The sequence below is a fragment of the Mesorhizobium sp. 113-1-2 genome (genome assembly GCF_016756475.1).
Lineage (GTDB): Bacteria > Pseudomonadota > Alphaproteobacteria > Rhizobiales > Rhizobiaceae > Mesorhizobium > Mesorhizobium loti_C.
The window spans coordinates 445,996-469,350 of the sequence record NZ_AP023242.1 but is presented as its reverse complement, the minus strand read 5'-3'; the positions used below and the strand labels follow the sequence as shown (position 1 = coordinate 469,350).

General features: G+C 64.7%; 18 protein-coding genes. 5 read left to right on the top strand and 13 right to left on the bottom strand.

Translation table 11 applies throughout. The features are described 5' to 3' along the window. The first annotated feature begins 54 nt into the window (after nucleotides 1–54). From trpB to JN279_RS02075, 5 genes are all read left to right on the top strand, one after another. Complete coding sequence (trpB, locus tag JN279_RS02095; protein ID WP_202351857.1) at nucleotides 55–1,305, top strand: tryptophan synthase subunit beta; 1,251 nt, start codon at nucleotides 55–57, stop codon at nucleotides 1,303–1,305. A 2-nt stretch (nucleotides 1,306–1,307) separates the two neighbouring features. Then, a complete protein-coding gene (gene trpA / locus JN279_RS02090; protein WP_096452779.1) occupies nucleotides 1,308–2,147 on the top strand; it encodes a tryptophan synthase subunit alpha in 840 nt (279 codons plus the stop codon). A gap of 48 nt (nucleotides 2,148–2,195) precedes the next feature. Then, entirely contained in the window at nucleotides 2,196–3,122 is a 927-nt protein-coding gene (gene accD, locus JN279_RS02085) for an acetyl-CoA carboxylase, carboxyltransferase subunit beta (RefSeq protein WP_096452781.1), read from the top strand. A gap of 181 nt (nucleotides 3,123–3,303) precedes the next feature. Next, the gene (locus JN279_RS02080) at nucleotides 3,304–4,629 is read left to right on the top strand and encodes a bifunctional folylpolyglutamate synthase/dihydrofolate synthase (RefSeq protein WP_096458327.1); all 1,326 of its coding nucleotides are present in this window, start codon (nucleotides 3,304–3,306) and stop codon (nucleotides 4,627–4,629) included. 29 nt (nucleotides 4,630–4,658) lie between these two features. Continuing rightward, nucleotides 4,659–5,078, top strand: coding sequence for a VOC family protein (locus JN279_RS02075; RefSeq protein WP_096458330.1), 420 nt, complete (start codon nucleotides 4,659–4,661; stop codon nucleotides 5,076–5,078). A 42-nt stretch (nucleotides 5,079–5,120) separates the two neighbouring features. On the opposite strand, the gene JN279_RS02070 is transcribed toward JN279_RS02075, so the two are convergent. The 13 genes from JN279_RS02070 to JN279_RS02010 form a co-directional block, all read right to left on the bottom strand. Next, on the bottom strand, nucleotides 5,121–5,402 hold the full coding sequence (locus JN279_RS02070; RefSeq protein WP_096452783.1) for a cupin domain-containing protein: 282 nt from the start codon (nucleotides 5,400–5,402) through the stop codon (nucleotides 5,121–5,123). Nucleotides 5,403–5,536: 134 nt separating this feature from the next. Beyond that, complete coding sequence (gene trxA, locus JN279_RS02065) at nucleotides 5,537–5,860, bottom strand: thioredoxin (protein WP_096452785.1); 324 nt, start codon at nucleotides 5,858–5,860, stop codon at nucleotides 5,537–5,539. A gap of 77 nt (nucleotides 5,861–5,937) precedes the next feature. Then, nucleotides 5,938–9,450 (bottom strand): double-strand break repair helicase AddA, encoded by a 3,513-nt coding sequence (gene addA / locus JN279_RS02060; protein WP_096452787.1) that lies wholly within the window; start codon nucleotides 9,448–9,450, stop codon nucleotides 5,938–5,940. Beyond that, nucleotides 9,447–12,581, bottom strand: a complete 3,135-nt coding sequence (gene addB / locus JN279_RS02055) for a double-strand break repair protein AddB (RefSeq protein WP_096452789.1) — start codon at nucleotides 12,579–12,581, stop codon at nucleotides 9,447–9,449. The genes addA and addB overlap by 4 nt, the downstream gene beginning before the upstream one ends. Continuing rightward, a complete protein-coding gene (locus JN279_RS02050) occupies nucleotides 12,578–13,303 on the bottom strand; it encodes a nucleotidyltransferase family protein (protein ID WP_274608643.1) in 726 nt (241 codons plus the stop codon). Before JN279_RS02050 ends, addB begins: the two co-directional genes overlap by 4 nt. Further along, complete coding sequence (gene tsaE / locus JN279_RS02045) at nucleotides 13,300–14,811, bottom strand: tRNA (adenosine(37)-N6)-threonylcarbamoyltransferase complex ATPase subunit type 1 TsaE (RefSeq protein ID WP_096452791.1); 1,512 nt, start codon at nucleotides 14,809–14,811, stop codon at nucleotides 13,300–13,302. Before tsaE ends, JN279_RS02050 begins: the two co-directional genes overlap by 4 nt. 8 nt (nucleotides 14,812–14,819) lie before the next feature. Further along, on the bottom strand, nucleotides 14,820–17,375 hold the full coding sequence (locus JN279_RS02040; RefSeq protein ID WP_096452793.1) for a sensor histidine kinase: 2,556 nt from the start codon (nucleotides 17,373–17,375) through the stop codon (nucleotides 14,820–14,822). Nucleotides 17,376–17,574: 199 nt separating this feature from the next. Beyond that, entirely contained in the window at nucleotides 17,575–18,975 is a 1,401-nt protein-coding gene (gene ahcY / locus JN279_RS02035; RefSeq protein ID WP_027040652.1) for an adenosylhomocysteinase, read from the bottom strand. Nucleotides 18,976–19,156: 181 nt separating this feature from the next. After that, nucleotides 19,157–19,453: an HPr family phosphocarrier protein gene (locus JN279_RS02030; RefSeq protein ID WP_096452795.1), complete on the bottom strand. Its 297-nt coding sequence runs from the start codon at nucleotides 19,451–19,453 to the stop codon at nucleotides 19,157–19,159. After that, nucleotides 19,450–19,851 (bottom strand): PTS sugar transporter subunit IIA, encoded by a 402-nt coding sequence (locus JN279_RS02025; protein ID WP_027032585.1) that lies wholly within the window; start codon nucleotides 19,849–19,851, stop codon nucleotides 19,450–19,452. Before JN279_RS02025 ends, JN279_RS02030 begins: the two co-directional genes overlap by 4 nt. Nucleotides 19,852–20,015: 164 nt before the next feature. After that, entirely contained in the window at nucleotides 20,016–20,477 is a 462-nt protein-coding gene (locus JN279_RS02020) for an HPr kinase/phosphorylase (protein ID WP_095201014.1), read from the bottom strand. A gap of 144 nt (nucleotides 20,478–20,621) precedes the next feature. After that, complete coding sequence (locus JN279_RS02015) at nucleotides 20,622–22,403, bottom strand: sensor histidine kinase (protein ID WP_096452797.1); 1,782 nt, start codon at nucleotides 22,401–22,403, stop codon at nucleotides 20,622–20,624. 84 nt (nucleotides 22,404–22,487) lie between these two features. Next, on the bottom strand, nucleotides 22,488–23,189 hold the full coding sequence (locus tag JN279_RS02010; RefSeq protein ID WP_010912942.1) for a response regulator transcription factor: 702 nt from the start codon (nucleotides 23,187–23,189) through the stop codon (nucleotides 22,488–22,490). Nucleotides 23,190–23,355: the final 166 nt, after the last annotated feature.

Below are 23,355 nucleotides of genomic sequence, written 5' to 3'. Positions count from 1 at the left end.
GAACCGGTTTTCCGACAAGGACATGCTCAAAACATAAGATGCAGGAGATCGGCGATGAACAAGCCGGCGACACCCAATTCCTTCCGCACCGGACCCGACGAGCAGGGCATGTTCGGCATTTTTGGCGGCCGTTTCGTCGCCGAAACGCTGATGCCGCTGATCCTCGACCTCGAACGGCACTGGAATGAGGTCAAGAACGATCCGGATTTCAGGGCTGAGCTGACCGACCTTTCGACCCATTATGCCGGGCGGCCGTCGAAGCTGTATTTTGCCGAAGGCCTGACCAGGCATCTTCGTGAGGTTTCCTCGGCGAAGGGCCTCGGGGGCGGCGCCAAGGTCTATTTCAAGCGCGAGGACCTGAACCACACCGGTTCGCACAAGATCAACAACTGCCTCGGCCAGATCCTGCTGGCCAAGCGCATGGGCAAGAAGCGCATCATCGCCGAGACGGGCGCCGGCCAGCATGGCGTCGCATCCGCCACCGTTGCCGCCCGCTTCGGCTTTCCCTGCGTCGTCTATATGGGCGCTACCGACGTCGCCCGCCAAAGCCCCAACGTCTTCCGCATGAAGCTGCTCGGCGCCGAAGTGCGACCGGTCACCGCCGGTCACGGCACGCTGAAGGACGCCATGAACGAAGCCCTTCGTGATTGGGTGACCAATGTCGAGGACACCTATTACCTGATCGGCACCGCCGCCGGTCCGCATCCCTATCCGGAGCTGGTGCGCGACTTTCAGTCGGTCATCGGCACCGAGGCACGCGCGCAGATCCTCGAACAGGAAGGCCGGCTGCCCGACACCATCATCGCCGCTGTCGGCGGCGGCTCTAACGCCATCGGCCTGTTCCATCCTTTCCTCGACGACAAGGAGGTCAAGATCATCGGCATCGAAGCCGGCGGGCGTGGCCTCGACGGCATCGAGCATTGCGCTTCGATGAATGCGGGCGCGCCGGGCGTGCTGCACGGCAACCGCACCTATCTCCTGCAGAATGCCGACGGCCAGATCATGGACGGCCATTCGATCTCGGCCGGTCTCGATTATCCCGGCGTCGGCCCGGAACATTCCTGGCTGCGCGACTCCGGCCGTGTCGAATACGTGCCGATCCTCGACGACGAGGCGCTGGAAGCCTTCAAGTTGACGACGCGCGTCGAAGGCATCATCCCGGCGCTCGAATCCGCGCACGCCATCGCGCATGCGGTCAAGATTGTGCCGGCCATGGACAAGGACCAGATCGTCATCGTCAACCTGTCGGGCCGTGGCGACAAGGACGTGCATACGGTGGCTTCGATGCTGGGCATGGAGATTTGATTATGACCACCCGCATCGACCGCCGCATGGCAAAGCTCAAATCCGAAGGCCGCCCGGCGCTCGTCACCTATTTCATGGGCGGCGATCCGGATTATGAGACATCCCTGTCGATCATGAAGGCGCTCCCCGGCGCCGGCTCCGACATCATCGAACTCGGCATGCCGTTCTCCGACCCGATGGCTGACGGCCCGGCGATCCAGGCTGCCGGCCTGCGCGCGCTGAAAGGCGGCCAGACGCTGGTCAAGACGCTGAAGATGGCGGCCGAGTTCCGCGCCGGTGACAACGAAACGCCGATCGTGCTGATGGGCTACTACAACCCGATCTACATCTACGGCGTCGACCGTTTCCTGAAAGACGCACTGGCCAGCGGCATCGATGGCCTGATCGTCGTCGACCTGCCGCCGGAGATGGATGAGGAACTCTGCATTCCGGCACTGAAAGCCGGTATCAATTTCATCCGCCTGGCGACGCCGACCACCGACGACAAGCGGCTGCCCAAGGTGCTGCAGAACACGTCGGGCTTCGTCTACTATGTGTCGATGACCGGCATCACTGGCTCCGCACTTGCCGACACCGGCAAGGTCGCCGCCGCCGTCAAGCGCATCAAGGGCCACACGGACCTGCCGGTTTGCGTCGGCTTCGGCGTCAAGACCGCAGAGCAGGCCCGTGTCATCGGCGCCAATGCCGATGGCGTCGTCGTCGGCACCGCGATCGTCAACGCGGTCGCCAATGTGCTGGGGCCGAAGGGCGAAAAGACTGCCGACCCGGCGGAGGCCGTCGCCACACTGGTCAGCGGCCTGGCGCAAGGCGTGCGCTCGGCCCGCCTTGCTGCTGCCGAATAGTTTTCCTACGTTTTTAGCCAACTCTTCGTCAGGACAGGAGCCGAAGCGATGAACTGGATCACCAATTACGTCCGCCCGAAGATCAATTCGATGCTCGGCCGGCGCACCGACATGCCCGAGAATCTCTGGATCAAGGATCCGGAGACCGGCGAAATGGTGTTCCACAAGGATCTGGAATCCAACCAGTTCGTCATCCCGTCTTCCGGCCACCATATGAAGATCTCGGCCAAGGAGCGGCTGAAATTCTTTTTCGATGACGGCAAGTACGAGACCCTGGACAATCCTAAGGTCATGCAGGATCCGCTGAAATTCCGGGACGAGAAGCGCTATGTCGACCGGCTGAAGGATGCCAAGGCCAAGACCGGCCTCGAAGACGCGATCATCAACGCGCTGGGCACCGTCGAGGGCCTGCCGGTGGTGGTAACAGTGCAGGACTTCGCTTTCATGGGCGGTTCGCTCGGCATGGCCGCCGGTGACGCTATCGTGCACGGCTTCGAAGTCGCCTTGCAGCGCAAGCGGCCGCTGATCCTGTTTGCCGCGTCCGGCGGCGCCCGCATGCAGGAAGGCATCCTGTCGCTCATGCAACTGCCGCGCACGACAGTTGGCGTTGACCGGCTGAAGGAAGCCGGCCTTCCCTACATCGTCGTGCTGACCAACCCGACCACCGGCGGGGTCACGGCTTCCTACGCCATGCTGGGCGACGTGCACATTGCCGAACCTGGCGCGCTGATCGGCTTTGCCGGACCGCGCGTCATCGAACAGACCATCCGTGAAAAGCTGCCCGATGGTTTCCAGCGCTCCGAATATCTGATGGAGCACGGCATGGTCGACATGGTTGTGTCGCGGCTGGAGATGCGGGCCACGATCGCGCGCCTGCTGAAGATGCTGCTCAAGATACCGGAGGCGGAAAAGCCGCTGGAGCCGGAAATCCTGCCGCCGGCGGTGATCGCCGCCGAAGCCCGGCCGCAGGCCTGACGCGACACTGTGCATGTCGCCCAAAAGTGACCTCGGTTTTGGGAAAACGACATGCACAAAACACGACTTTGCTCGCCGCTAACAGCGATTGCGCCATGTCTATGGCGCGCTGTAGCCTTTTGATTGCCATGGCCGTTCCGGGAGCGATTCTGGCTCTCGGGCCATGCGCGAGGATTCTGTCATGACAACGCTCGCCGCCGACCGCGAAATCGAAGCCCTGATGGCGCTTCACCCGAAAGGCTTTGACCTTTCGCTCGACCGTATCACGCGGCTTCTGGAGCGGCTGGGCAATCCGCAGGACTTGCTGCCGCCGGTCATCCATATCGCCGGCACCAACGGCAAGGGCTCCTGCGCCGCCTTTTCCCGTGCCCTGCTTGAAGCCGCCGGCCACCTTGTCCATGTCCACACCTCGCCGCATCTGGTGAACTGGGCCGAGCGCTACAGGCTCGCCGCCGAGGGGGGCGGCAAGCTTGTCGACGACGAGACCTTCGCCGAGGCCATTGCCCGCGTCGCCAAGGCCAATGACGGCCAGAAGATCACCGTCTTCGAGATCCTCACCGCCGTCACCTTCATCCTGTTTTCCGAACATCCGGCCGAAGCCGCCATCATCGAGGTCGGCCTCGGCGGCCGCTTCGACGCCACCAATGTCGTCGCCAGGCCTGCGGTGTCGGTGATCATGCCGGTGTCGATGGATCACGAAGCCTATCTCGGCGACCGTGTCGAACTGATCGCGGCTGAAAAGGCCGGCATCATGAAGCGCGGCTGCCCGGTGGTCATCGGCGCGCAGGAAAGCGAAACGGCGCTGCAGGTGCTGATCGAGACCGCCGAGCGGCTGGAGTGCCCGACCTTCGTCTACGGCCAGGATTTCCTCGCCTTCGAGGAAAACGGCCGCATGGTTTACCAGGACGAGGACGGCCTGATGGACCTGCCGCCGCCGCGCCTGCCCGGGCGCCACCAGTTCGCCAATGCGGCCGCCGCGATCGCCGCGGTCAAGGCGGCCGGCTTCGAGATCAGCCACCGCGCCGCCGAGAAGGCGATGACCCATGTTGCTTGGCCCGGCCGCATGCAGAAGCTGATGCAAGGCCGGCTGGCGGAGCTGGCGCCGAAGGGCGCCGACATCTGGCTCGACGGCGGCCACAATCCGGGCGCCGGCGTGGTCGTTGCCGAAGCATTGGCCGAGCAGGAGGAGAAGAACCCGCGCCCGCTCTTCCTCATCTCGGGCATGATCAACACCAAGGACCAGAGCGGCTATTTCCGCGCCTTCAAGGGCCTCGTCCGGCATGTCTACACCGTGCCGGTCAGCCTGAGCGACGCCGGCGTGCCGAACGACGAACTGGCGATCCGCGCTACGGAAGCCGGGCTGACTGCCGAGCCGGTGAGTTCCGTCGCCAACGCACTGATGCTGCTGCGAGACACCTGGGATGGCCCGGCGCCGCGCATCCTGATCGGCGGATCGCTTTATCTGGCCGGCGCCGTGCTGGCTGAGAACGGCACGCCGCCGACCTGAGAGAGCCTGGCCTGCACGAGGAGCTCATGATGATCAAGGTGAAGCAACTCGCCCATGTCTGCATCTTCGCGCAAGACCTGGAAGCGACGCGCAGTTTCTACCGCGACGTGCTCGGCATGGACACAAGGTTCAATTTCCTGCGCGACGGCAAGATTTTCGGCTTCTACCTGGATTGCGGTGGCCGAAGTCATGTCGAGGTGTTCCAGAAAGACGGCACGAGCTTCAACGAGCTCAATCAGATCAACCATTTCTGCCTGGAAGTCGAAGACATCGACGCCGCGATCGTCCATATCAAGTCGAAGGGCATCGACGTGACCGCCAAGAAGCATGCCTGCGACGACACCTTTCAGGCCTGGATCCGTGACCCCAACGGCGTGAAGATCGAGCTGTTCGAATACACGGCAAAAAGCGCGCAGTTCACCGGCGGCGACCGCATCGCCGACTGGTGACCGCACTTCAGGTCCCACCAGTCCGGGCACGGTTTTGGCGCATTACTTCAGCTCGATCTCGATGAAAGCATATTCGCCGTCATTGGCGCTGATGACGTCGTGCTCGACGCCCTCCTTGCGGAAATAGGGCGCGCCTTTCTTCATCTCGGCGAAGGTCTCGCCATCCTTGGTCTTGAGCTTCACTTTGCCGTCCATCAGCGGCACGACGACATAGTCGTGGCCATGGCGATGCCAGCCGGTGTTGTCGCCGGGCTGGAAGCGGTACTCGGTGACGATGACGCGCTCATTGTCGATGAAGACGGTGGCCTTGGCGGATCCGGTCATATCGCTCTCCCTGTTTCTGCTGCCAGCAGAAGACATGGCGCGCCCCGATGTGAGGGCCAGAGGGGGTTAGCGATGACGCCAACAAAAAGCCCGGCGCGATGGCCGGGCTTTTGATATCGTGAAGTTCAGTTGGATCAAAGGCTGCCATTGATCCAGTGCGACAGCGCAGTCTTGGGCGCGGCACCGACCTTCATATCGGCGACTTCGCCGCCCTTGAAGATCATCAGCGTCGGGATCGAGCGCACGCCGAACTGCGCGGCAAGCTCGGGATTCTCGTCGATGTTGAGCTTGGCGATCTTAACCTTGCCGCCGAGCTCGTTGGCGATCTCTTCCAGCGACGGGCCGATCATCTTGCACGGGCCGCACCATTCAGCCCAGAAATCCACCACGACCGGCTCCTTGGCGTTGAGCACGTCGGCCTGGAAATTGTTCTTGTCGACCTTGACGGTGGCACCCATGCGGAAAATTCCTTTCGAGAGTTCTTTGTCGCACCAAATGTGGTGGCTGTCGCGCCCTTCTTCAAGCAGGTCTTGTGTCACGCTCCTGTGAGTCGGGCAAGGGCGTCATCCATGGCCCCGGCCGGCAGTTCGATCAGTCGTGGCGCTTCAGTGAACAGCAGGGCGGCCTTGACCTCACGCCCGGGATAAAGCGGCTGCAGCAGGGCGCGATAGAGCGCCAGCTGCAACAGATAGGCCGGGGGAATCTCGGCCAGCGTGGCGGGGGCCGGCCGATTGGTCTTGTAGTCGACGATCGAAACCGTGTCCGCGGTCACCGCCAATCGGTCGATCTTGCCGGAAATCGAACGCGTTTTACCCCTGACCTGCAGGCTACCCGTGATCGCGACCTCGGCGCGCGACGATGGCGCGAACAGCTGGCCGAGGCGTGGATCGGCAAGAATGGCGATGACCGACGCCAGGGCCTTTTCGCGCTCTGAGGGCGGCCATGCGGCACCTGTTCGCGCGAGATAACGCTCGGCCGCGCCCTGGCGTTCACCCTCGGCAAGGCCGGGCAGCATCTGCAGCAGCTTGTGCAAAGCGAGCCCGCGCAGCACGGCAAAGCCGGGTTCGGCGTCGGCGTCCAGCACCGGTGAGGCCTTGTCGACGACCGCTTCCTTGCCTTCGTCGATCAGCGCCGAGGCGCCGGATGGCGACAGCGGACGTGGTAGATCCTCGAAAGGCGGCAAGGGCCGGAACAGGGTTCCAGGCAACGGCTCGAAAGCATCGGCCTGCCGCGCCTGTTCATCGGCGCTCGCCGCGACGGGCGCCAGCCTGGTGACGTGGAAACGGTGCACCGGCTCGCCGCCGGCGGGGTGCGCACGCTGTTCGCTTTCCGGCGCGCCGATCAGCGCGCGGCTGACGATCGAATGCCAGGTGCCGGTGTTCGGCGCCCGCTTGCCGTGATAGCCGCAGACGATCAGCCGGTCCTCGGCGCGCGTCATGCCGACATAGAGCAGCCGGCGGTATTCGTCGTCCGCGAGTTCCCTCGCCCTAGCGGCAGCCGTTTTCGAGAAGCCGTTGGCGACGTCGCTGGCCGAACGCCAGAGATAGCCCTTGCCGTCAAAATTGCGGCCCGAGCCGTCGAAAGGCATCAGCCGCGGTAGATGCTGGTCGCTGAACGGGGCGGAGCCGCCATCGACCAGGAACACCACCGGCGCCTCCAGACCCTTGGCGGCGTGCACGGTCATGACACGGACCTCGTCGCGCGTCTGGTCCATCTCGCGCTTGATCTCGGGGCCGGCATTTTCCAGCGTCGACAGAAAAGCTTCCAGCCCGGGTAGGCCGGTCCGTTCCTCGGCCAGGCAGAAACTCAGGAACTCATCGAGAATATCGCCGGCTTCCGGCCCGAGCCGCGCGATCATTTTTCTGCGCACGCCATCACGCGCCAGCAGGCCGGCATAGAATTCGAACACCGGCTTGAAAGCGGCCTCGTCGGTCCAGATGTCGAGTTGCGCGACGATCTTCGCCAGGCGTTCGTCTCCTTCGGCACGCTGGCGTAGTGACGCGGCCAGCGACAGGCCGGGCGGCCTCTGCGCGGCGAGCGTGAACAGCGCCTCCTCCGGCAGGTCGAAGATCGGGCTGCGCAGCACGGCGGCGAGCGACAGATCGTCCTGCGGCTGGATCAGCAGATGGCCGAGCGCGATCAGGTCCTTGACGGCGATATGGCCGGGCAGGCTCAGCCGGTCGGCGCCGGCGACCGGAATGTCGCGGCGTTTCAAGGCGCGCGTCAGCGCATGGACAAAACTGTCGCGCTTGCGCACCAGCACCAGCACGTCGCCCGGGCGCAGCCTCTTGCCGCGGCCTTCGATGATCTCCCCCTTGCCGATCCAGCCGGCAATGGTCGCCGCCACGTTCTCGGCGACCCGCACCGCCGGCGCATGGGCGTGGTCGATGGCTTGCGTCCAGTCGTCGGGCTCATCGACGACATCGGCGCCGATGGATGGCCAGACCTCGACATAGCCCGGCGCATCGGTGCGGATCGCCTTGTGGTTCAGCGGATCGGGATCATGGCTGATGCCGCGCCGCACGATGGGATCGGCAAAGACGCGGTCGACGGCGGCCAGCACATCGTCGGTCGAGCGGAATGACCAGGTGAGCTTGAGATCGGCAAAGGACGCTTCGGCGTCGCGCACTCTGCCGGCGAACAGCAGCCGGCTGTCGGCGAAAGAGTCCGGCGCTGCGCCCTGGAAGGAATAGATCGACTGCTTTTCGTCGCCGACGGCAAACACCGTGCGGTGGACCCGGTCGCGCGCGCCGAAGCCGGCGAAAAATTCCTCCGCCAGCCGCTTCACCACCTCCCATTGATCCGGGCTGGTGTCCTGCGCCTCGTCGAGCAATATGTGGTCGATGCCCTGGTCGAGCTTGTATTGCACCCAGGGTCCAGCATCGGGCCGCGCCAGAAGGTTGACCGTGCGGGTGATCAGATCGTTGAAGTCGAGAAAGCCCCGGCCGCGCTTCAGCACTTCGTAGCGGGCGATCAGCCAGTCGGCGATGGTCAGTGCCGCGCGTGTGCCTTCCAGCATGCGGAACAGCGCCAGCCGGTCGACGGTTTCGATGATGGCGCTCGACGCCGAGAGGTAGCGCTCGGCCAGATCAGGCAATCGGTCGGTCAGCGCCTTCTTGAAGGCCTTTGCCGGGTCGTAGGGATCACCATCGGTCTTGAGGAAGGCTCTTGCCAGCAGTTGCAGGCGGCGAATGGGATCGTTCTCGGCAAAGGCCTGGCGCGCGTAAGGCAGGATGTTGTTCAGCACCGATCTGGCGTCGGTGGATTCGGCGGCTTGGGCAAAGCCGGCAAAATAGTCGGGCAGGAAGCCGGGCAGTGGCCAAACCGATGCTGCTATCCCTTCGGCGGTCTGCCCGGGGCGGAAATGGAACTCATCGAACAATGGCTGGAAGCCGTCACGCCCGACCGCATCGAGAAAATGACGCAAGCCGTCGCGCTTGCGCACGATTTCGCCGAGCAAGGCATCGAGACCGGCCTCGCCGCCGCGCTCCAGCACGGTGGCGAAGGCGTCGGCCAGATCCGGGTTGCCGGCAGCCGTACCGGAAATCATCTCGCGGCGCGCGGCGGCGAACAGCGATGCTTCCATTTGGCCGTCGAGCATCTCGAAATGGGCCGGGATGTTGGCTTCGAGCGGGAACTGGTGGAGCACCGATTCGCAGAAGGCGTGGATGGTCTGGATCTTCAGCCCGCCCGGCGTTTCCAGCGCTTCGGCGAACAGGCGCCGCGCCCGGCGCATGGTGTCCCGGTCGGGCCGCCGCCCTTCCAGGGCTTCGATCTTCGTGGCCAGTTCGGCGTCGCCGAGCACCGTCCAGTCCGACAGTGTGGAAAAGACCCGGTTCGACATGTTGGCGGCGGCGGCGCGCGTATAGGTCAGGCACAGGATCTTCGACGGGTCGGTGCCGTTGAGCAGCAGCCGGATGACGCGCTGGGCCAGCACATGGGTCTTGCCGGAGCCGGCATTGGCCGACACCCAGGCGGAATTTCGCGGATCGGCGGCGCTGGCCTGGCTGTTGGCGGTGTCGCTCGGGATGGGATAGGCCTTCTTCATGCCTCCCCTCCTTCGTCGCCGGCATCGCCGCCGGCCGACCATTCGAGCACGCGGGCGAGATGGTCGTAGTCGCCATCGGTCTCGCCCTCGCGAAACGGCAGCGCGCGCGACAGATAGAAGGTCTGCGGATCGGCATAGTGGATCAAAAGCTTTTCCAGCCGTGCCCACGCCTCTTCGGCAAGATCGGCGGCGGTTCGCGGCTGGCGATTGTGCTCGAGAATGGACTCCTCGAACACCTCGCCATTCGGCTTCAGCCTGATGAAGGCCAGTTGCGACGGTTCGCGCGTGCCCAGATCCTTGAAGGCGCCGCGCCGCAGCAGCGCGCCTTCCAGCGCCAGCTGCGGCGCAAGCAGCGTGTGTGCCTGCGCCTTGGAGGGCGAGGAGCCCGTCTTGTAGTCCAGAATATCGGCCATGCCGCCGGCCAGCAGGTCGACGCGGTCGGCATAGCCCGACAGCGTCACGCCGGATTGGCCGACGGGGGTCTTCCCGGCACGCTCCTCGGCATGGCGCCGGACCACCGCATCGGCGCGCGTGCGCTCCCATTCGACGATGTTGGCCGCAAGCTTCTCGAAGCGCGGCCACCACACCGCCTCGACATCGGCCGGAAGGGCGGCCTCGGCAAAGCAGGCGCGGCCGGCGGCGATGAGGCGGGCCAGCGCTTCCGGCGCACGCGGATCGGCAACGCGCGACGAGAACAGGTGCAGGATGGCGTGGAACAGCGTGCCACGCTCGGCCGCACCGGGATCGCGGATTAGCGGATCGAGCGGCATCAGGCCGAGGATTCGTCTGGCATAGACGGCGTAGGGATCGCGGCGCAACGTCTCGATCTCGGTGACCGAGAAATGCGTCGGGCGTACCGCCAATGGCGGCTTCGGCTGCGGCCGCGGCGCGAAATCCTGCTTTGGGCCGGTGTCGAGCGCGCGTGCCCAGGCGAGCAACTCGTCGCCGCGCCGGCGAAGGCTTGCCGCCTGTTCGCTGCCGATGAAGGTGAGCAAGCGCTGCAGCCAGCGCGACGGCACGGCGGGTGCGTCGCCGGCACGCGCCGAACGGGCCAGCACCACGTGTTGCGCGCCCATGGCCATCTGGAAATCATGCGCGGCGAGGCCGATGCGTCGCTCCGGCGGTTCGAGATCGATGCCGGTCTTCATCAGCCGTGACATGAAGCGGTCGCTCTCCGGCTTGCGCGGCCAGACACCTTCGTTGAGCCCGCCAATGACCAGCGTGTCGACATCCTGCAACCGCGCTTCGAGCGCGCCCCAGATGGCGATGTTCCTGTCGGTGCCTTGCGCCGGCTTCACCGTCTCGGGCGCGATCAGCGCGTCCATCACGTCAGGCCATTCGCTCGCCGCGATCGACAGCGGTGCCGACGCCGCGACCAGCCCGCGCAGCAATTCGGCAAGTTTTTCGCCGGCATCACCGGCATAGAGCTCGCCCAGGCTGCCATCGGCGGAGCGGCCGAGGTTTTCCAAGGCCACGATGCTGGCTTTGACCAGCGCGGCAAGATCGGCATCCGACTGGTCGCGAAAGGCCGAAAGCGGCGACAGCGCTTCTGTCAGGCGTGCGAGCAAGTTGCGAGCGTCCTCGATAGAGCGGACGGTCAGGCGGGAAAGCCAGAAGGGCGGCCGGCTGTCGTCGCCGAGACCGGTGAGGCGGGTTTCGAACAATTCCGGCAGCGAAACGATGTCTGGACGGCCGGTGCCGCCGCGCAGCGCCACCAGCTCGACCAGTTCCGCCGCGTGGCGCACAGCGGCGCGTTCGAGGCCGAGGCCAAGCAGCGGATGCTTGAGCAGCGACAAAAGGCCGACCGGATCGCCCGGCCGGAATACAGCCTCGAGCGCCAGCCGGAGCAGGCTGGCTGCTGGGCTGTTGGCGAGCGGCGTGCCGCCGGAATCGTCGGCAACCACGCCGAAGCGTTTCAGTTCGACCGAGACGCGCCGCGCCAGCGCGCGGTCGCCAGTGACAAGGGCTGCCCTTTGGCCAGGGGCTTCCACGGCCTGCTTCAGCGCGACGGCAATGGCGACGGCTTCATCGCGCTCGCTGGCGGCTTCAAGCAGTGTCACGTCGGCGAACGCGCCGGCAATATCGGACGCCGAAAACCCGCTGCGCGTCTCGGCCCACAATTCGGTGGTCTCAGCCGGCCTCAGCGCCTCGCCGACAAGCGCGGCGCGAAGCGCAAGGTACGGCTCGGCAGCGCCGATCTCCTCGACATCCGAGCGCAGCACGCCGATCTTGCCGATCAGCCTGGCCAGGCCATATTGCGGGTGGCCAAGTACGGCCGGGCGCGCGCCGGGGGCGACAAGCGCCTGGAACGACGCTTCGTCCAGTGTCCGGTCGAGCCCGGGCAGCACGATGGCGCCGCCGGGCAGGCGGGCGATCGCGGCAAGCAGCTCCGCCGTGGCCGGGATGGAGCCGGTCGAGCCGGCGGCGATGACCGGTCCGGCCGGTGGATTGCGCCGCAGCCGCGCCGCTTCGGAGCGGATCAGCGCGCTGCGATGCGCGGCCGGATTGGAGCGGTCGCTCTCGCTCAGGAATTTCGGCCAGGCCTCGGTGACGATGCCGAGGAATTCGAGCGTCACCTGCCACCAGCCTGCGAGATTGCCGGTCACCAGGCCTGCAAGCTTCGCCCAGTCGGTGCCTTCCGTCTCGATCTCGTCCATCAGCCCCGCAAGATCGCGCGCCAGCCAGATCGCGTCGGCGGTGGAGGCGGGAATGACGATTTCCTCGGCGAAGAGCTTCGCCACATGCTCCGGCAGCCGGCGTTTCCAGGCGCGTACCAGCGGCGTCAGCAGCAACAGGCGTTCGGTCGCCGCGATCGGTGGCGCGAGATCGATCGCTGCCGATGGCTCGGCGTCGAACGCGGCCTCATCCTCGTCGAACTCGCCGAGCGGGCGGATGACGGGCAGGATCGCCGAACCGCCGCCGCCGCGTGCCTTCAAACTGTCGACGAAGACACCGCGCAAGGCGCGCGCGGCGCGGCGCGTCGGCACATAGATGGTGACATCGGCCAGAGCGAGCGGGTCACCGTCAAAGCGAAATCCCGGGACCAGGCGGCCGGCAAGCAGCGCCTCGGCCAGCGTCGGCAGAAACGGCGCTCCGGGCGGGATCGAGAAAACGCGGCTTGAGCCGCTCATTGCGACTCGGTTAGCGCGCCGGCGACCGCTGCTTCCGCCTGTGGAATGGCATCGGGCGTACCGACGGTGATCCAGTGGCCGTGCATCGGCATGCCGAACAGCCGGCCGGCGGCAATCGCTCTATCGAAATAAGCGTTGAGCGAATGCGGTTCGGCCAATGCGTCCTTGAACAGGCGCGGATGGATGATCGCCGCACCGGCATAGATCAGGCCGGCCGGATCGCCTTTTGAACGCCGCAAACCGCCGTCCGGCGCTACCAGGAAATCGGTGCTGCCACAGTGTCCTGTCGCCTGATGGAGATCCGCCAGCATCAGCAGAATATCCATTTTCGCGGCGTCCCATGCAAGGGCGAGCCGCCCGAGATTGAGCGGGCCGTGGTCGATCCAGAAGGTGTCGGCGTTGAGGATGTAGAACGGCTGTTGACCGAGTTCCGGCAGCGCCTTGACGATGCCGCCGGCGGAATCGAGCAGCCGGTCGCTCTCATCGGAAATGATGATCCGCGGAGCGCTGCGCGCGGCGACATGGGCAACGATCTGTTCGGGCAGATAATGGACGTTGACCACCGCCTTGGCGACGCCGGCGGCGGCGAGGCTGTCCAGCCCCCAGTCGAGCAAGGTCTTGCCGGCGATCCTGACCAGCGGCTTGGGGATCGTATCGGTGATCGGCCGCATGCGCTTGCCAAGCCCGGCGGCGAGCACGATGGCGGTATCCGGTCTTGTCACAGTGTTCGTTCCTCAAGCAGCCCGTGCGTGTCGTAGAAATCCCGCAGGCTGGCAAGCGCCGGGTGGGACAGCGCCCGGCGCAGATAGTCGCGGATGCGCGGCAGGTGCTTCAGATAATAAGGTTTGCCGTCGCGTTTTTCGAGGCGCACGAAAATGCCGAGGATCTTGGAGTTGCGCTGCGCGGCCATGATTGCATAGGCTTCCAGAAAGCTTGCTTCGTCGAAAGCGCCGGCCGCATGACGCGCCGCGACATAGGCGTCGAGCGTCTGCTTTTCGATCTCGGGCGATAGGGTGACGCGGGCATCCATGGCCAGCGAAGCGACGTCATAGGCTGAAGGCCCGATCAATGCGTCCTGGAAGTCGACGATGCCCAGCCGGTCATGGCCGGCGCGGTCGCCACGCCAGATGATGTTGGGCGAATGGAAGTCGCGCAGCATCAGCGTGTATTCGCTGCCTTGCAGCCGGTCGAAAAGCGCGTTCCATCCCCTAGCGTAACCTGTGCGCAGATCGTCGCTGGCCGGGCCGCCCGATATCGCCGGCACATACCAGTCGACCAAAAGATCGGCTTCGATCATCATCGCGTCGCGGTCGAAGGGCGGCACCTCGTGGAAGCTGCCGGGGCCGGCTTGCAGGCGCCGTGGCCAGGTCTTGCCATGCATCATGGCCAGCAGTTCGGCCGCTGCCGCATAGCGCTCGGCCACCGGCTCGCCATCCTTGCCGAGAAACCCCTCGGAGCCCAAATGTTCGAGCAGCAAAAAACCCTGGTCCTGGTCCTCGGCATGGATTTGCGGAACGCTGACGCCGCCGGCCTTCAAGGCGCGGTCGATGGCGACGAAGGCCGAGACCGACTGGGCGGTGTGAGCGATGACCGCATAGGGTTTGCCGTCGCGCACGGGCGGGCCGAGCACCAGTCGCGGCGAGTTCATCAGAACGCGCTGCTCCTGGCCGGCAAGCGTCACGATCTCATAGGAGCGGGCGGAGGCATCGCCGATGAAATGGCGGCGCCGCGCTTCGCCCCAGCCGGCAGTCTCGAGGAAATCGCGCATCGCCACCGACCGCGCCGCGCGGTCGAAGGCTGGCCCTTGTCCCGACAGCCGTGCCAGCCGGCCTTCGCCATGCTGGACGAGCTCGATCAAGAGCGTCGTCTTCGGCAAATAGCCTTCAGCCCGCTCAGGCCATTCGACCAGAGCAGCACCTTGCGTCAGCGCCTCGTCGAAGCCGAGCTCATCGAGTTCGGCTGCCGAGGACAGGCGGTAGAGGTCGAAATGATGCACCGGAATGCGCGTGTCGTAGCTCTGCACCAGAGTGAAGGTCGGGCTCGGCACATCGAGGCCGGCATCATCGGCCAGTGCCCGGATCAACGCCCGCGCCAGCGTCGACTTGCCGGCGCCGAGATCGCCCTTGAGCGCCAGCACATCGCCGGCACGCAGCGCCAGCGCCAGGTCCTCACCCAGCCGCGCTGTCTGTGTCTCATCGGTGAGCAAACGCTCCAGCACCAAGCCTGTCATCGAGCGGGCTACTCGGCCGCGGCGCGGATGCCCGGCATGTCGGGGAAGGTGCAGATGACGGTCGTGCCCTTGTCCTTGCCGGTTTCGATGCGAACGTGGCCGCCATGCAGTTCGACGAAGCTCTTGACGATCGACAGGCCGAGCCCGGCACCGCGCCGGCGGCCACCATTGGTGCGCGGTTCGAAGCGGCGGAACACCGAATCGAGCACATCCGGTGGCATGCCGGGACCATCGTCATGCACCGAGAATTCCACCCCGTCCGCCAGATGCCGGCAGGCGAGCCGGATGGTGCTGGCTTCCGGCGCGTAATTGGCGGCGTTGCTGAGCAGATTGTAGAGGATCTGGCGGATGCGGGTCTCGTCGCCGTGGAAGGTCTTCGGTGCCGCGGCGGCATCGACCTCGAGCCGGATCGAATGCTCCTGCAGCCGGTCGGCAACCAGTTCAGCAGCCGCCGCGATGGTGCGGTCGACATGCACCTCGGAAATGTCGAGCTGCATGATGCCCGCATCGACGGTCGCAAGGTCGAGTATGTCGTTGACGATGGTCAGCAGCACCGAGGAGGACGAGCTGACATGCTCGACATATTCGCGCTGCTTTTGATTCAGCGGTCCGGTGGTGGGCAGTGAAAGCAGTTCGGTGAATCCGATGATGTTGGTCAGCGGCGAACGCAGCTCGTAGGACACGTGCTGGACGAAGTCGTTCTTGAGCTGGTCGGACTTTTCCAGCGCCTCGTTCTTGTCCTTCAGCGCACGTTCGACATGCACGCTGTCGGTGACGTCGACGAAGGTCATCATCACTTGCCCGTTGGGCAGCGGAATCACGGCATAACGCAGCACGGTGCCGTTGTTGAGCTCGGTCTGGCCGTGGCGTTCGCGGCGTTCGTCGTCGAAACCGGTGATGGCGGCGACAAAACCGGGCCAGGGGCTGTCGACCGCCTGCCGGTCGCTAAGATCGCGGATCGTGGAAACGTGCACATTGGGCTTGGCGGCCTCCGTGCCTAGGCCCCACAGCGTGGCAAAGGCCGGGTTCGACAGCCGCAGCCGGCCGTCGGGGCCGAACACCGCCACGCCCTCGGCGAGATTGTCGAGCGTCTCGCCTTGGACCCGCACCGCGGTCCGGTAGCGGCTTTCCAGGTCCATCTTTTCGGTCAGGTTCTCGAACACCCAGGTGACGCCGCCCTTGGGCTGCGGGTTGGCGACGACGCGGATGGTCTTCCCATCAGGCAGATGCCACCAATGCTCCTGCGATTCCACCGCGCGGTAGGCACCGAGCAGGCCTTCCTTCCAGCGGCGCCATTCGGGCTGCTCGGCGATCTTGCCTTCGCTGCGCAGCCGGTCGAGCAACAGCGCATTGTCGGGCGCGCTGTGCAGGAAGCCGCTGTCGAGGCCCCACAGTTTCTGGAACGCCTGGTTGAAAAAGCGCAGCTTCTCGTCGGTGTCGAAGATGGCGACGGCGGTGTTGAGCTGGTCGAGCGTGTCGGCGTGGCTGCGCACCGTGCGCTCATATTCGCCGCGAATGGTCTCAATGGCGCTGGTGTCGCAAGCAAGGCCGGCCGAACCGTCCGGGCCGGCGAAGTCGGTCACCGCGAAGACACGGCGGTCGCCTTCGATGACGGTGGATAGCGACTGCTCGAAGACGGGATGCGATTTGTGCTGGGTGTCGATTGCCTCACGCGCCTGGCCGCCGAGGAATTCCTTGGCGTCGCGGACGGCGGCCTCCGCGCTTTCGGCTTCGACCGCGTCGGCATAGGCCCGGTTGACCCATTTCAGGCGCCCGTGCTCATCGCGCAGCCATGCCGGCATCTTCAGCGCCTCGAGCAGGCCGATCATCGTGTCATGGTCGGCGGCCAGCCGCTGGTTGTCGATCTTCAGCCGGGCCTGGCTGCGCTGGGTCTCGGAAAGCGAGACGAACCGCACCAGTATGTGCGCGGCGCTCTTGCGGCCATGCACCTCGAGCGGTGCGCCGGCTTGCGATTCGATGACCAGGTCGAAGGGCCGGGCCTTTTCACGCAAGCCCGCGACGGCATGCTCGAGCGCCGCCGCCGAGCGCGGCATCAGCCAGCGGCCGAAGGCGAGGAAAGCTGCCCGCTCCTCCGGCGCGCCGCTTTCGACCGGCAATGTGCCGATGAGTTCGGGTTTCTTGGTTTCCGAGGCCCAGACGACCACACGCTGGTCGCGCAGATTGAGCAGCGCTTCCGAACGGCGCAGCGCCGCGTTGACGTCGGCGACGCGGCTTCTCAGTTCGACATTTTCCGCCGAGGTACGAGCCCGTTCACGGATGAGAACGATGGCCGACAAAAGCGCCGCGCCCGTCACGCCCACGAACACCGCAAGCTGCATGACTTCGACTGTGCTGATCGACAGGCCGGCCGTCGCCACGGCGGCGTTCTCGGCATGCGCCACGGCGCTGGCCAACGGATAGGCAAGTGCTGAACTGGCCAGGAACAGTCCCGCGCGGGCACGCCATGAAAGGCGCCCACCCTGCGTGGCCGAGCCTATGGTCCCCGAATCGTCATGGCCGCCGGAAACGGCCGATCCCGCTCCGTGCGGGTTTTGCCCCGGCATGTCTTGGTCCTCTCCGCCGCCTGAATGCAAGACCGCCCTGAAACGCGCCTCTCTGATCCCCTCTCGGGCCGGAAGCGTCGCGAATCACCTGACAATAAACCCTCGCCGAATCGCCGTGAAGGCCGATCGCGCGCAAAAATAAAGCCGGGCGAAAAGTCAATCGCCCGGCGTCAATATCTGGTAGTAAATTTAGCTTTGGTTAATAGCGGTAGTGTTCCGGCTTGAACGGACCCTGCGGCGTGACGCCGATATAGGCGGCCTGTTCACCCGACAGTTCGGTCAGGCGGGCACCGAGCTTGTCGAGGTGAAGGCGTGCGACCTTCTCGTCGAGGTGCTTGGGCAGGACATAGACCTGGTTCTGGTACTGCTCACCCTTGCTGAACAGCTCGATCTGGGCCAGCACCTGGTTGGTGAAGGACGCCGACATGACGAAGCTCGGATGGCCGGTGGCGTTGCCGAGATTGAGCAGGCGGCCTTCCGACAACAGGATCATCCGCTTGCCGTCCGGGAAGGTGATCATGTCGACCTGCGGCTTGACGTTGGTCCACTTCAGATTGCGCAGCGACGCCACCTGGATCTCATTGTCGAAGTGGCCGATATTGCCGACGATCACCATGTCCTTCATCGACCGCATATGGTCGAGGGTGACGACGTCCTTGTTGCCGGTGGTGGTGATGACGATGTCGGCGGTCGGAGCCGCGTCTTCCAGCGTTACGACCTCAAAGCCATCCATCGCCGCCTGCAGCGCGCAGATCGGATCGACTTCGGTGACCTTGACGCGGGCGCCGGCACCCTTGAGCGAGGCCGACGAGCCCTTGCCGACGTCGCCATAGCCGCAGACGACCGCGACCTTGCCGGCCATCATCGTGTCGGTGCCGCGACGGATGCCGTCGACCAGCGATTCCTTGCAGCCATACTTGTTGTCGAACTTCGACTTGGTGACGGAATCGTTGACGTTGATGGCCGGGAAGGGCAGCAGGCCCTTCTTCTGCAGCTGGTAAAGCCGGTTGACGCCGGTGGTCGTCTCTTCGGTGACGCCGCGGATCGCCGCCTTCTGCTTGGTGAAGAAGCCGGGCGAAGCCTTCAGGCGCTTCTTGACCTGTGCGTAGAAATATTCCTCTTCCTCGCTCTGCGGGTTGGACAGCACATCCTCGCCGGCCTCGGCGCGGGCGCCGATCAGGATGTACATGGTGGCGTCGCCGCCATCATCGAGGATCATGTTGGAGAGGCCGCCATCGGTCCACTGGAAGATACGGTCGGTATAGTCCCAATACTGTTCGAGGCTCTCACCCTTGACAGCGAAGACCGGAATGCCGGCCTCGGCAATGGCGGCTGCCGCGTGGTCCTGGGTCGAGAAGATGTTGCAGGAAGCCCAGCGGATATCGGCGCCGAGCGCCTTCAGCGTCTCGATCAGCACCGCGGTCTGGATGGTCATGTGGAGCGAGCCGGTGATGCGTGCGCCTTTCAGCGGCTTCTTGGCGCCGAATTCCTCGCGGCAGGCCATCAGGCCCGGCATTTCGGTTTCGGCGATATCCAGTTCCTTGCGGCCCCAGCCGGCAAGCGAGATGTCGGCGACCACATAATCCTTGCTACCCGTCATGGCAGTGCTCCGTGCAATTTGATGTGCTTGCGAATTGGTTGCGGATGCGCCCGCGCCGGTCGTCGCGTCGAAGGGCGCGAATTGCCGGCCTGACTAGCAGATCGGTATCGAGACGACAATGGGATATAAAGAAATCTTTATCCCTGCATGTCTCCCGGGCATGCCCGGGCGGAGTGCGGGATCAGCATTCCTCGCCGAAACGGGAGGCGACAAGCTGCTCCAGCGCGTCCATGACCTCGAGCGCCTCCGGCCCGCTGGCGGTGACGCGGATCGAGTAGCCCGGGCTGGCGGCAAGCATCATCAGGCCCATGATCGACGTGCCGCCGACCTTGAGGCCGTCCTTCTCGACATGCACCGAGGCGTCGAAGCCGCTGGCGAGCTGGACGAATTTCGCCGAGGCACGGGCGTGCAGGCCGCGCTGGTTGACGATCGGAAACTCCCGGACAATCTGGTCTTTTTCCGGGGATAGCGCGTTCATTTGCTGCTCAGAAGCTGGCTGGCGACGTTGATGTATTTGCGGCCGGCTGCCTGCGCCTCGTCGAGCGCGGCCGCCATGTTGTCGCCCTTGCGGATCGAGGACAGCTTGATCAGCATCGGCAGGTTCATGCCGGCGATCACCTCTGTGCGGCCGGACTCCATCACCGAAATGGCGAGGTTCGACGGTGTGCCGCCGAACATGTCGGTCAGCACGATGACGCCTGTTCCGGTGTCGACGCGGGCGACGGCGTCGACGATGTCGCGACGACGCTGTTCCATATCGTCGTCGGCACCGATCGCCACGGTTTCGAAATTGTCTTGTGGCCCGACGACATGTTCGACGGCATGTCGGAACTCGGTGGCCAGTTGACCGTGCGTTACAAGCACGAGTCCGATCATTCTTTGGTGGCTCCCGTCATCGCCGCTTCACAGGCGCATTTTATGCTCGCCAGCCATTCCAGGCGGCGGGAGCGCTATCTTGTCGACGCGCGGCCCGTTGACAAGCCCAAAATTGCGCCGGCCCATGCCATTTTGACGCATTGCAGCAAAAAATCGGGAGCGGATCATAGAAAAGGCGCGATCGACAGCCGCGCCATCACGGCGGGCAGGGCCGTGGCGGCGTTACGCTCGGCAAGGTCGATACGCGGCACCGGGCAGCCTGCGACCGGCTCGCTGATTTCCTCCTGGAAACGGGCCATCTCTGGCTTTGGCACCAGCCTCACATGCAGGTCGATCACCCCGCCCGGCTCGAACGGCAGCGGACGCGGCATGAACCCAGGCACTTCGGCGAGACCGGCGATGGTCGCCGGCACGCGACAGACCAGCCGCCCGGCGTGGGCCGTGGCAAGCAGCCTATCGTCGCCGATCAGCCGCGAGAACAACCCACGCGCGCGACAATGGTCCAGGAGTGTCAGCGCCAGCGTCGTCTTGCCGGCACCGGACGGCCCAGTGATAAGGACGCCGCGCTCGCCGATCAGGATCGCGGTTCCATGGATGTTTTCAGGCGGAGCGACAGGATCAGGCACGATCATGCCCGATCACGTCTTTGGATGAGGCATGATCTCTGGACGAACGGAACCGTTCGTCCGAGAAAACCGGTGTCCACTTCGGGATCATGTCTTTTGGATGAAGCATGATCTTATCCGCAAACCGGTTTCCACTTTGCGGGATCATGCTTCTGCCGGCAGCGTCACGACGAAGCGCGCGCCCTTGATCTCGCCGGGCTTGGTGCCGGGGATGTTCTCGGCGGTCAGCGTGCCGCCATGGGCCTCGACGATCTGCCTGGAGATCGACAGGCCAAGGCCCGAATTCTGACCGAACGCCTCGCCGGCCGGCCGGTCGGTGTAGAAGCGTTCGAAGATGCGGTCGATGTTGTCGGCACGAATGCCGGGACCATTGTCGTCGACGGTCAGGATGTTGAACTTGCCGGCGCGCGCCAGCGACAGGCTGATATGGCCATGGTCTTCGGGAACGAAGGAGCGCGCATTCTCGATCAGATTGGTGACGACCTGGCCGATGCGCAGATCGTGGCCGGCGACGAAATAGCCTTTGACGCCCTGTGGCAGCTTGGCGACCTTGAGTTCGATCTCGACCGCCTTCTTGTTGCGGGTGGTTTCGCGCGACACGGCGACGAGGTCGGTGATGAATTTCTTCAGGTCCACCGTCCCGGCATCTTCGCGCGCCAGCTCGGCATCGAGACGGGAGGCGTCGGAAATATCGGTGATCAGCCGGTCCAGCCGCCGGACATCATGCTGGATGATGTCCATCAGCCGGTTGCGCGAATTGTCGTTCTTGGCCAGCGGCAGGGTTTCCACCGCGCTGCGCAGCGAGGTCAGCGGGTTCTTCAATTCATGCGACACGTCGGCGGCGAAGCTTTCGATCGCCTCGATGCGGGCATAGAGCGCGTTGGTCATGTCGCGCACGGCGACCGACAAATTGCCGATCTCGTCCTGCCGGTCGGAAAAGTCAGGAATTTCCTCGCGGCTCTTGACGCCGCGCCGGACCCGGACCGCCGCGGCGGAGAGCCGGCGCAGCGGGTTGGCGATGGTCGAGGCCAGAAGCATCGACAGGATAGCGGTGACCAGCGCCGCGATGCCGAAGACGCGCAGGATCGCCTTGCGCTCGGCAGCGACGATCTTGTCGATGTCGCCGCCTTCGGTCGATAGCATCAAGACGCCGAGAACGGCGCGGAAGCGCTGGATCGGCACCGCCACCGAGACGATCTGCTCGCCCTGTTCGGAGACGCGCACAATGGTCGACGGGCTGCCGGTCAGCGCCTTGACAACTTCCGGGAAGGCAGCGCCATTGCCGCCAGGCTGTTCATGATAGACAGGCAGGTCGGTGTTGCGGAAGAAATCGAAGATGAATTTCTGGACGCGCTCGACAAGGTCGGGCTCTTCCTCCTCGACCGGCGGCAGGTCGTAGCGCAGGATCTGGCCGCGCGAATAGAGGTGGCGCGAATCGAGCAACAGATTGGCGTCGCGGTCATAGATGCGGGCCCGCGTCCGGGTCGGCGAGATCAGCCGCCGCAGCACCGGCGCGACACGTTCGGGATTGATCGGGAAATCCAGATTGTCGAGCTGGTCCGAGCCCGGCCCCAGGCTTTCGCCGGCCTGCAGCTCGAGCAGCTTTTCCGGGTCGATGCTGATCGAATCGGTCTCGACCGTCGCCGACGCCGCGATTGCCCCGGCGATGATCTCGCCCTGGGTCATCAGGCTTTCGACGCGGGCATCGATCAGCCCGTCGCGGAAGGTGTTGAGATAGAGGATACCGGTGACCAGGACGGCGAGGCCGGCAAGGTTGAGGAACAGGATGCGCCGCGTCAGGCTGGAAAAGATGTGGTGACCGAGGAAGCGGCGCATCGGCACCGTGATTTTCGATACGAAGGACGGCATGATGCGCGACGGCCGCCTGGCGCCCGTCGGCCTGCTTCGCTGTGCTTCCACTGCCATCGAATAGCAGTCCCTGCTTAGTCTTCGGTTCGATGCATGCCGCAGCCCCTGGGCCGGGGCCGCGTTTGCTCGACATACATCAAATTACGCTTCGCGGAACCGGTATCCGACTCCGTAAAGGGTTTCGATCATTTCGAAGTCGTCGTCGACGGCCTTGAACTTCTTGCGCAGCCGCTTGATGTGGCTGTCGATCGTGCGGTCGTCGACATAGACCTGCTCATCATAGGCTGAATCCATCAGCGCATCACGGCTTTTTACGACGCCGGGACGCTGCGCCAGCGAATGCAGGATCAGGAATTCGGTGACGGTGAGCGTCACCGGTTCGCCCTTCCAGGTGCAGGTGTGGCGTTCCTGGTCCATAACGAGCTGGCCGCGCTCGAGCGAACGGGCCTGCTGACTGGGCGCCTTTGCCGCAGCCTCGCGGGCGCTGGCACGGCGCAGCACGGCGCGCACCCGCTCGACCAAAAGGCGCTGCGAGAACGGTTTGCGGATAAAATCGTCGGCGCCCATCTTGAGGCCGAACAATTCATCGATCTCGTCGTCCTTGGAGGTCAGGAAGATCACCGGCAGGTCGGACTTCTGGCGCATCCGGCGCAAGAGCTCCATGCCGTCCATGCGCGGCATCTTGATGTCGAGGATGGCAAGGTTCGGCGGACGTGCCGCCAGGCCTTCCAGCGCGGACGCACCATCCGTATAGGTCTCGACGCGATATCCCTCGGATTCGAGGGCGATCGACACCGACGTCAGAATGTTGCGGTCGTCATCGACAAGCGCGATTGTTGCCATTTCAAGCGGCTCCCTCATGAGCTGTCCCTTCTTTCGTAGAGAAGGGGCTTTTGCAGGACAAATTAGGTACAAAATGTGGCATAGGGCTTGTCCGCTGTCACGCGCGGGGTGCCGCAGGCCACAATCCTACCTCGACATGGATTGGACGAACGAACAGCGCCAATCC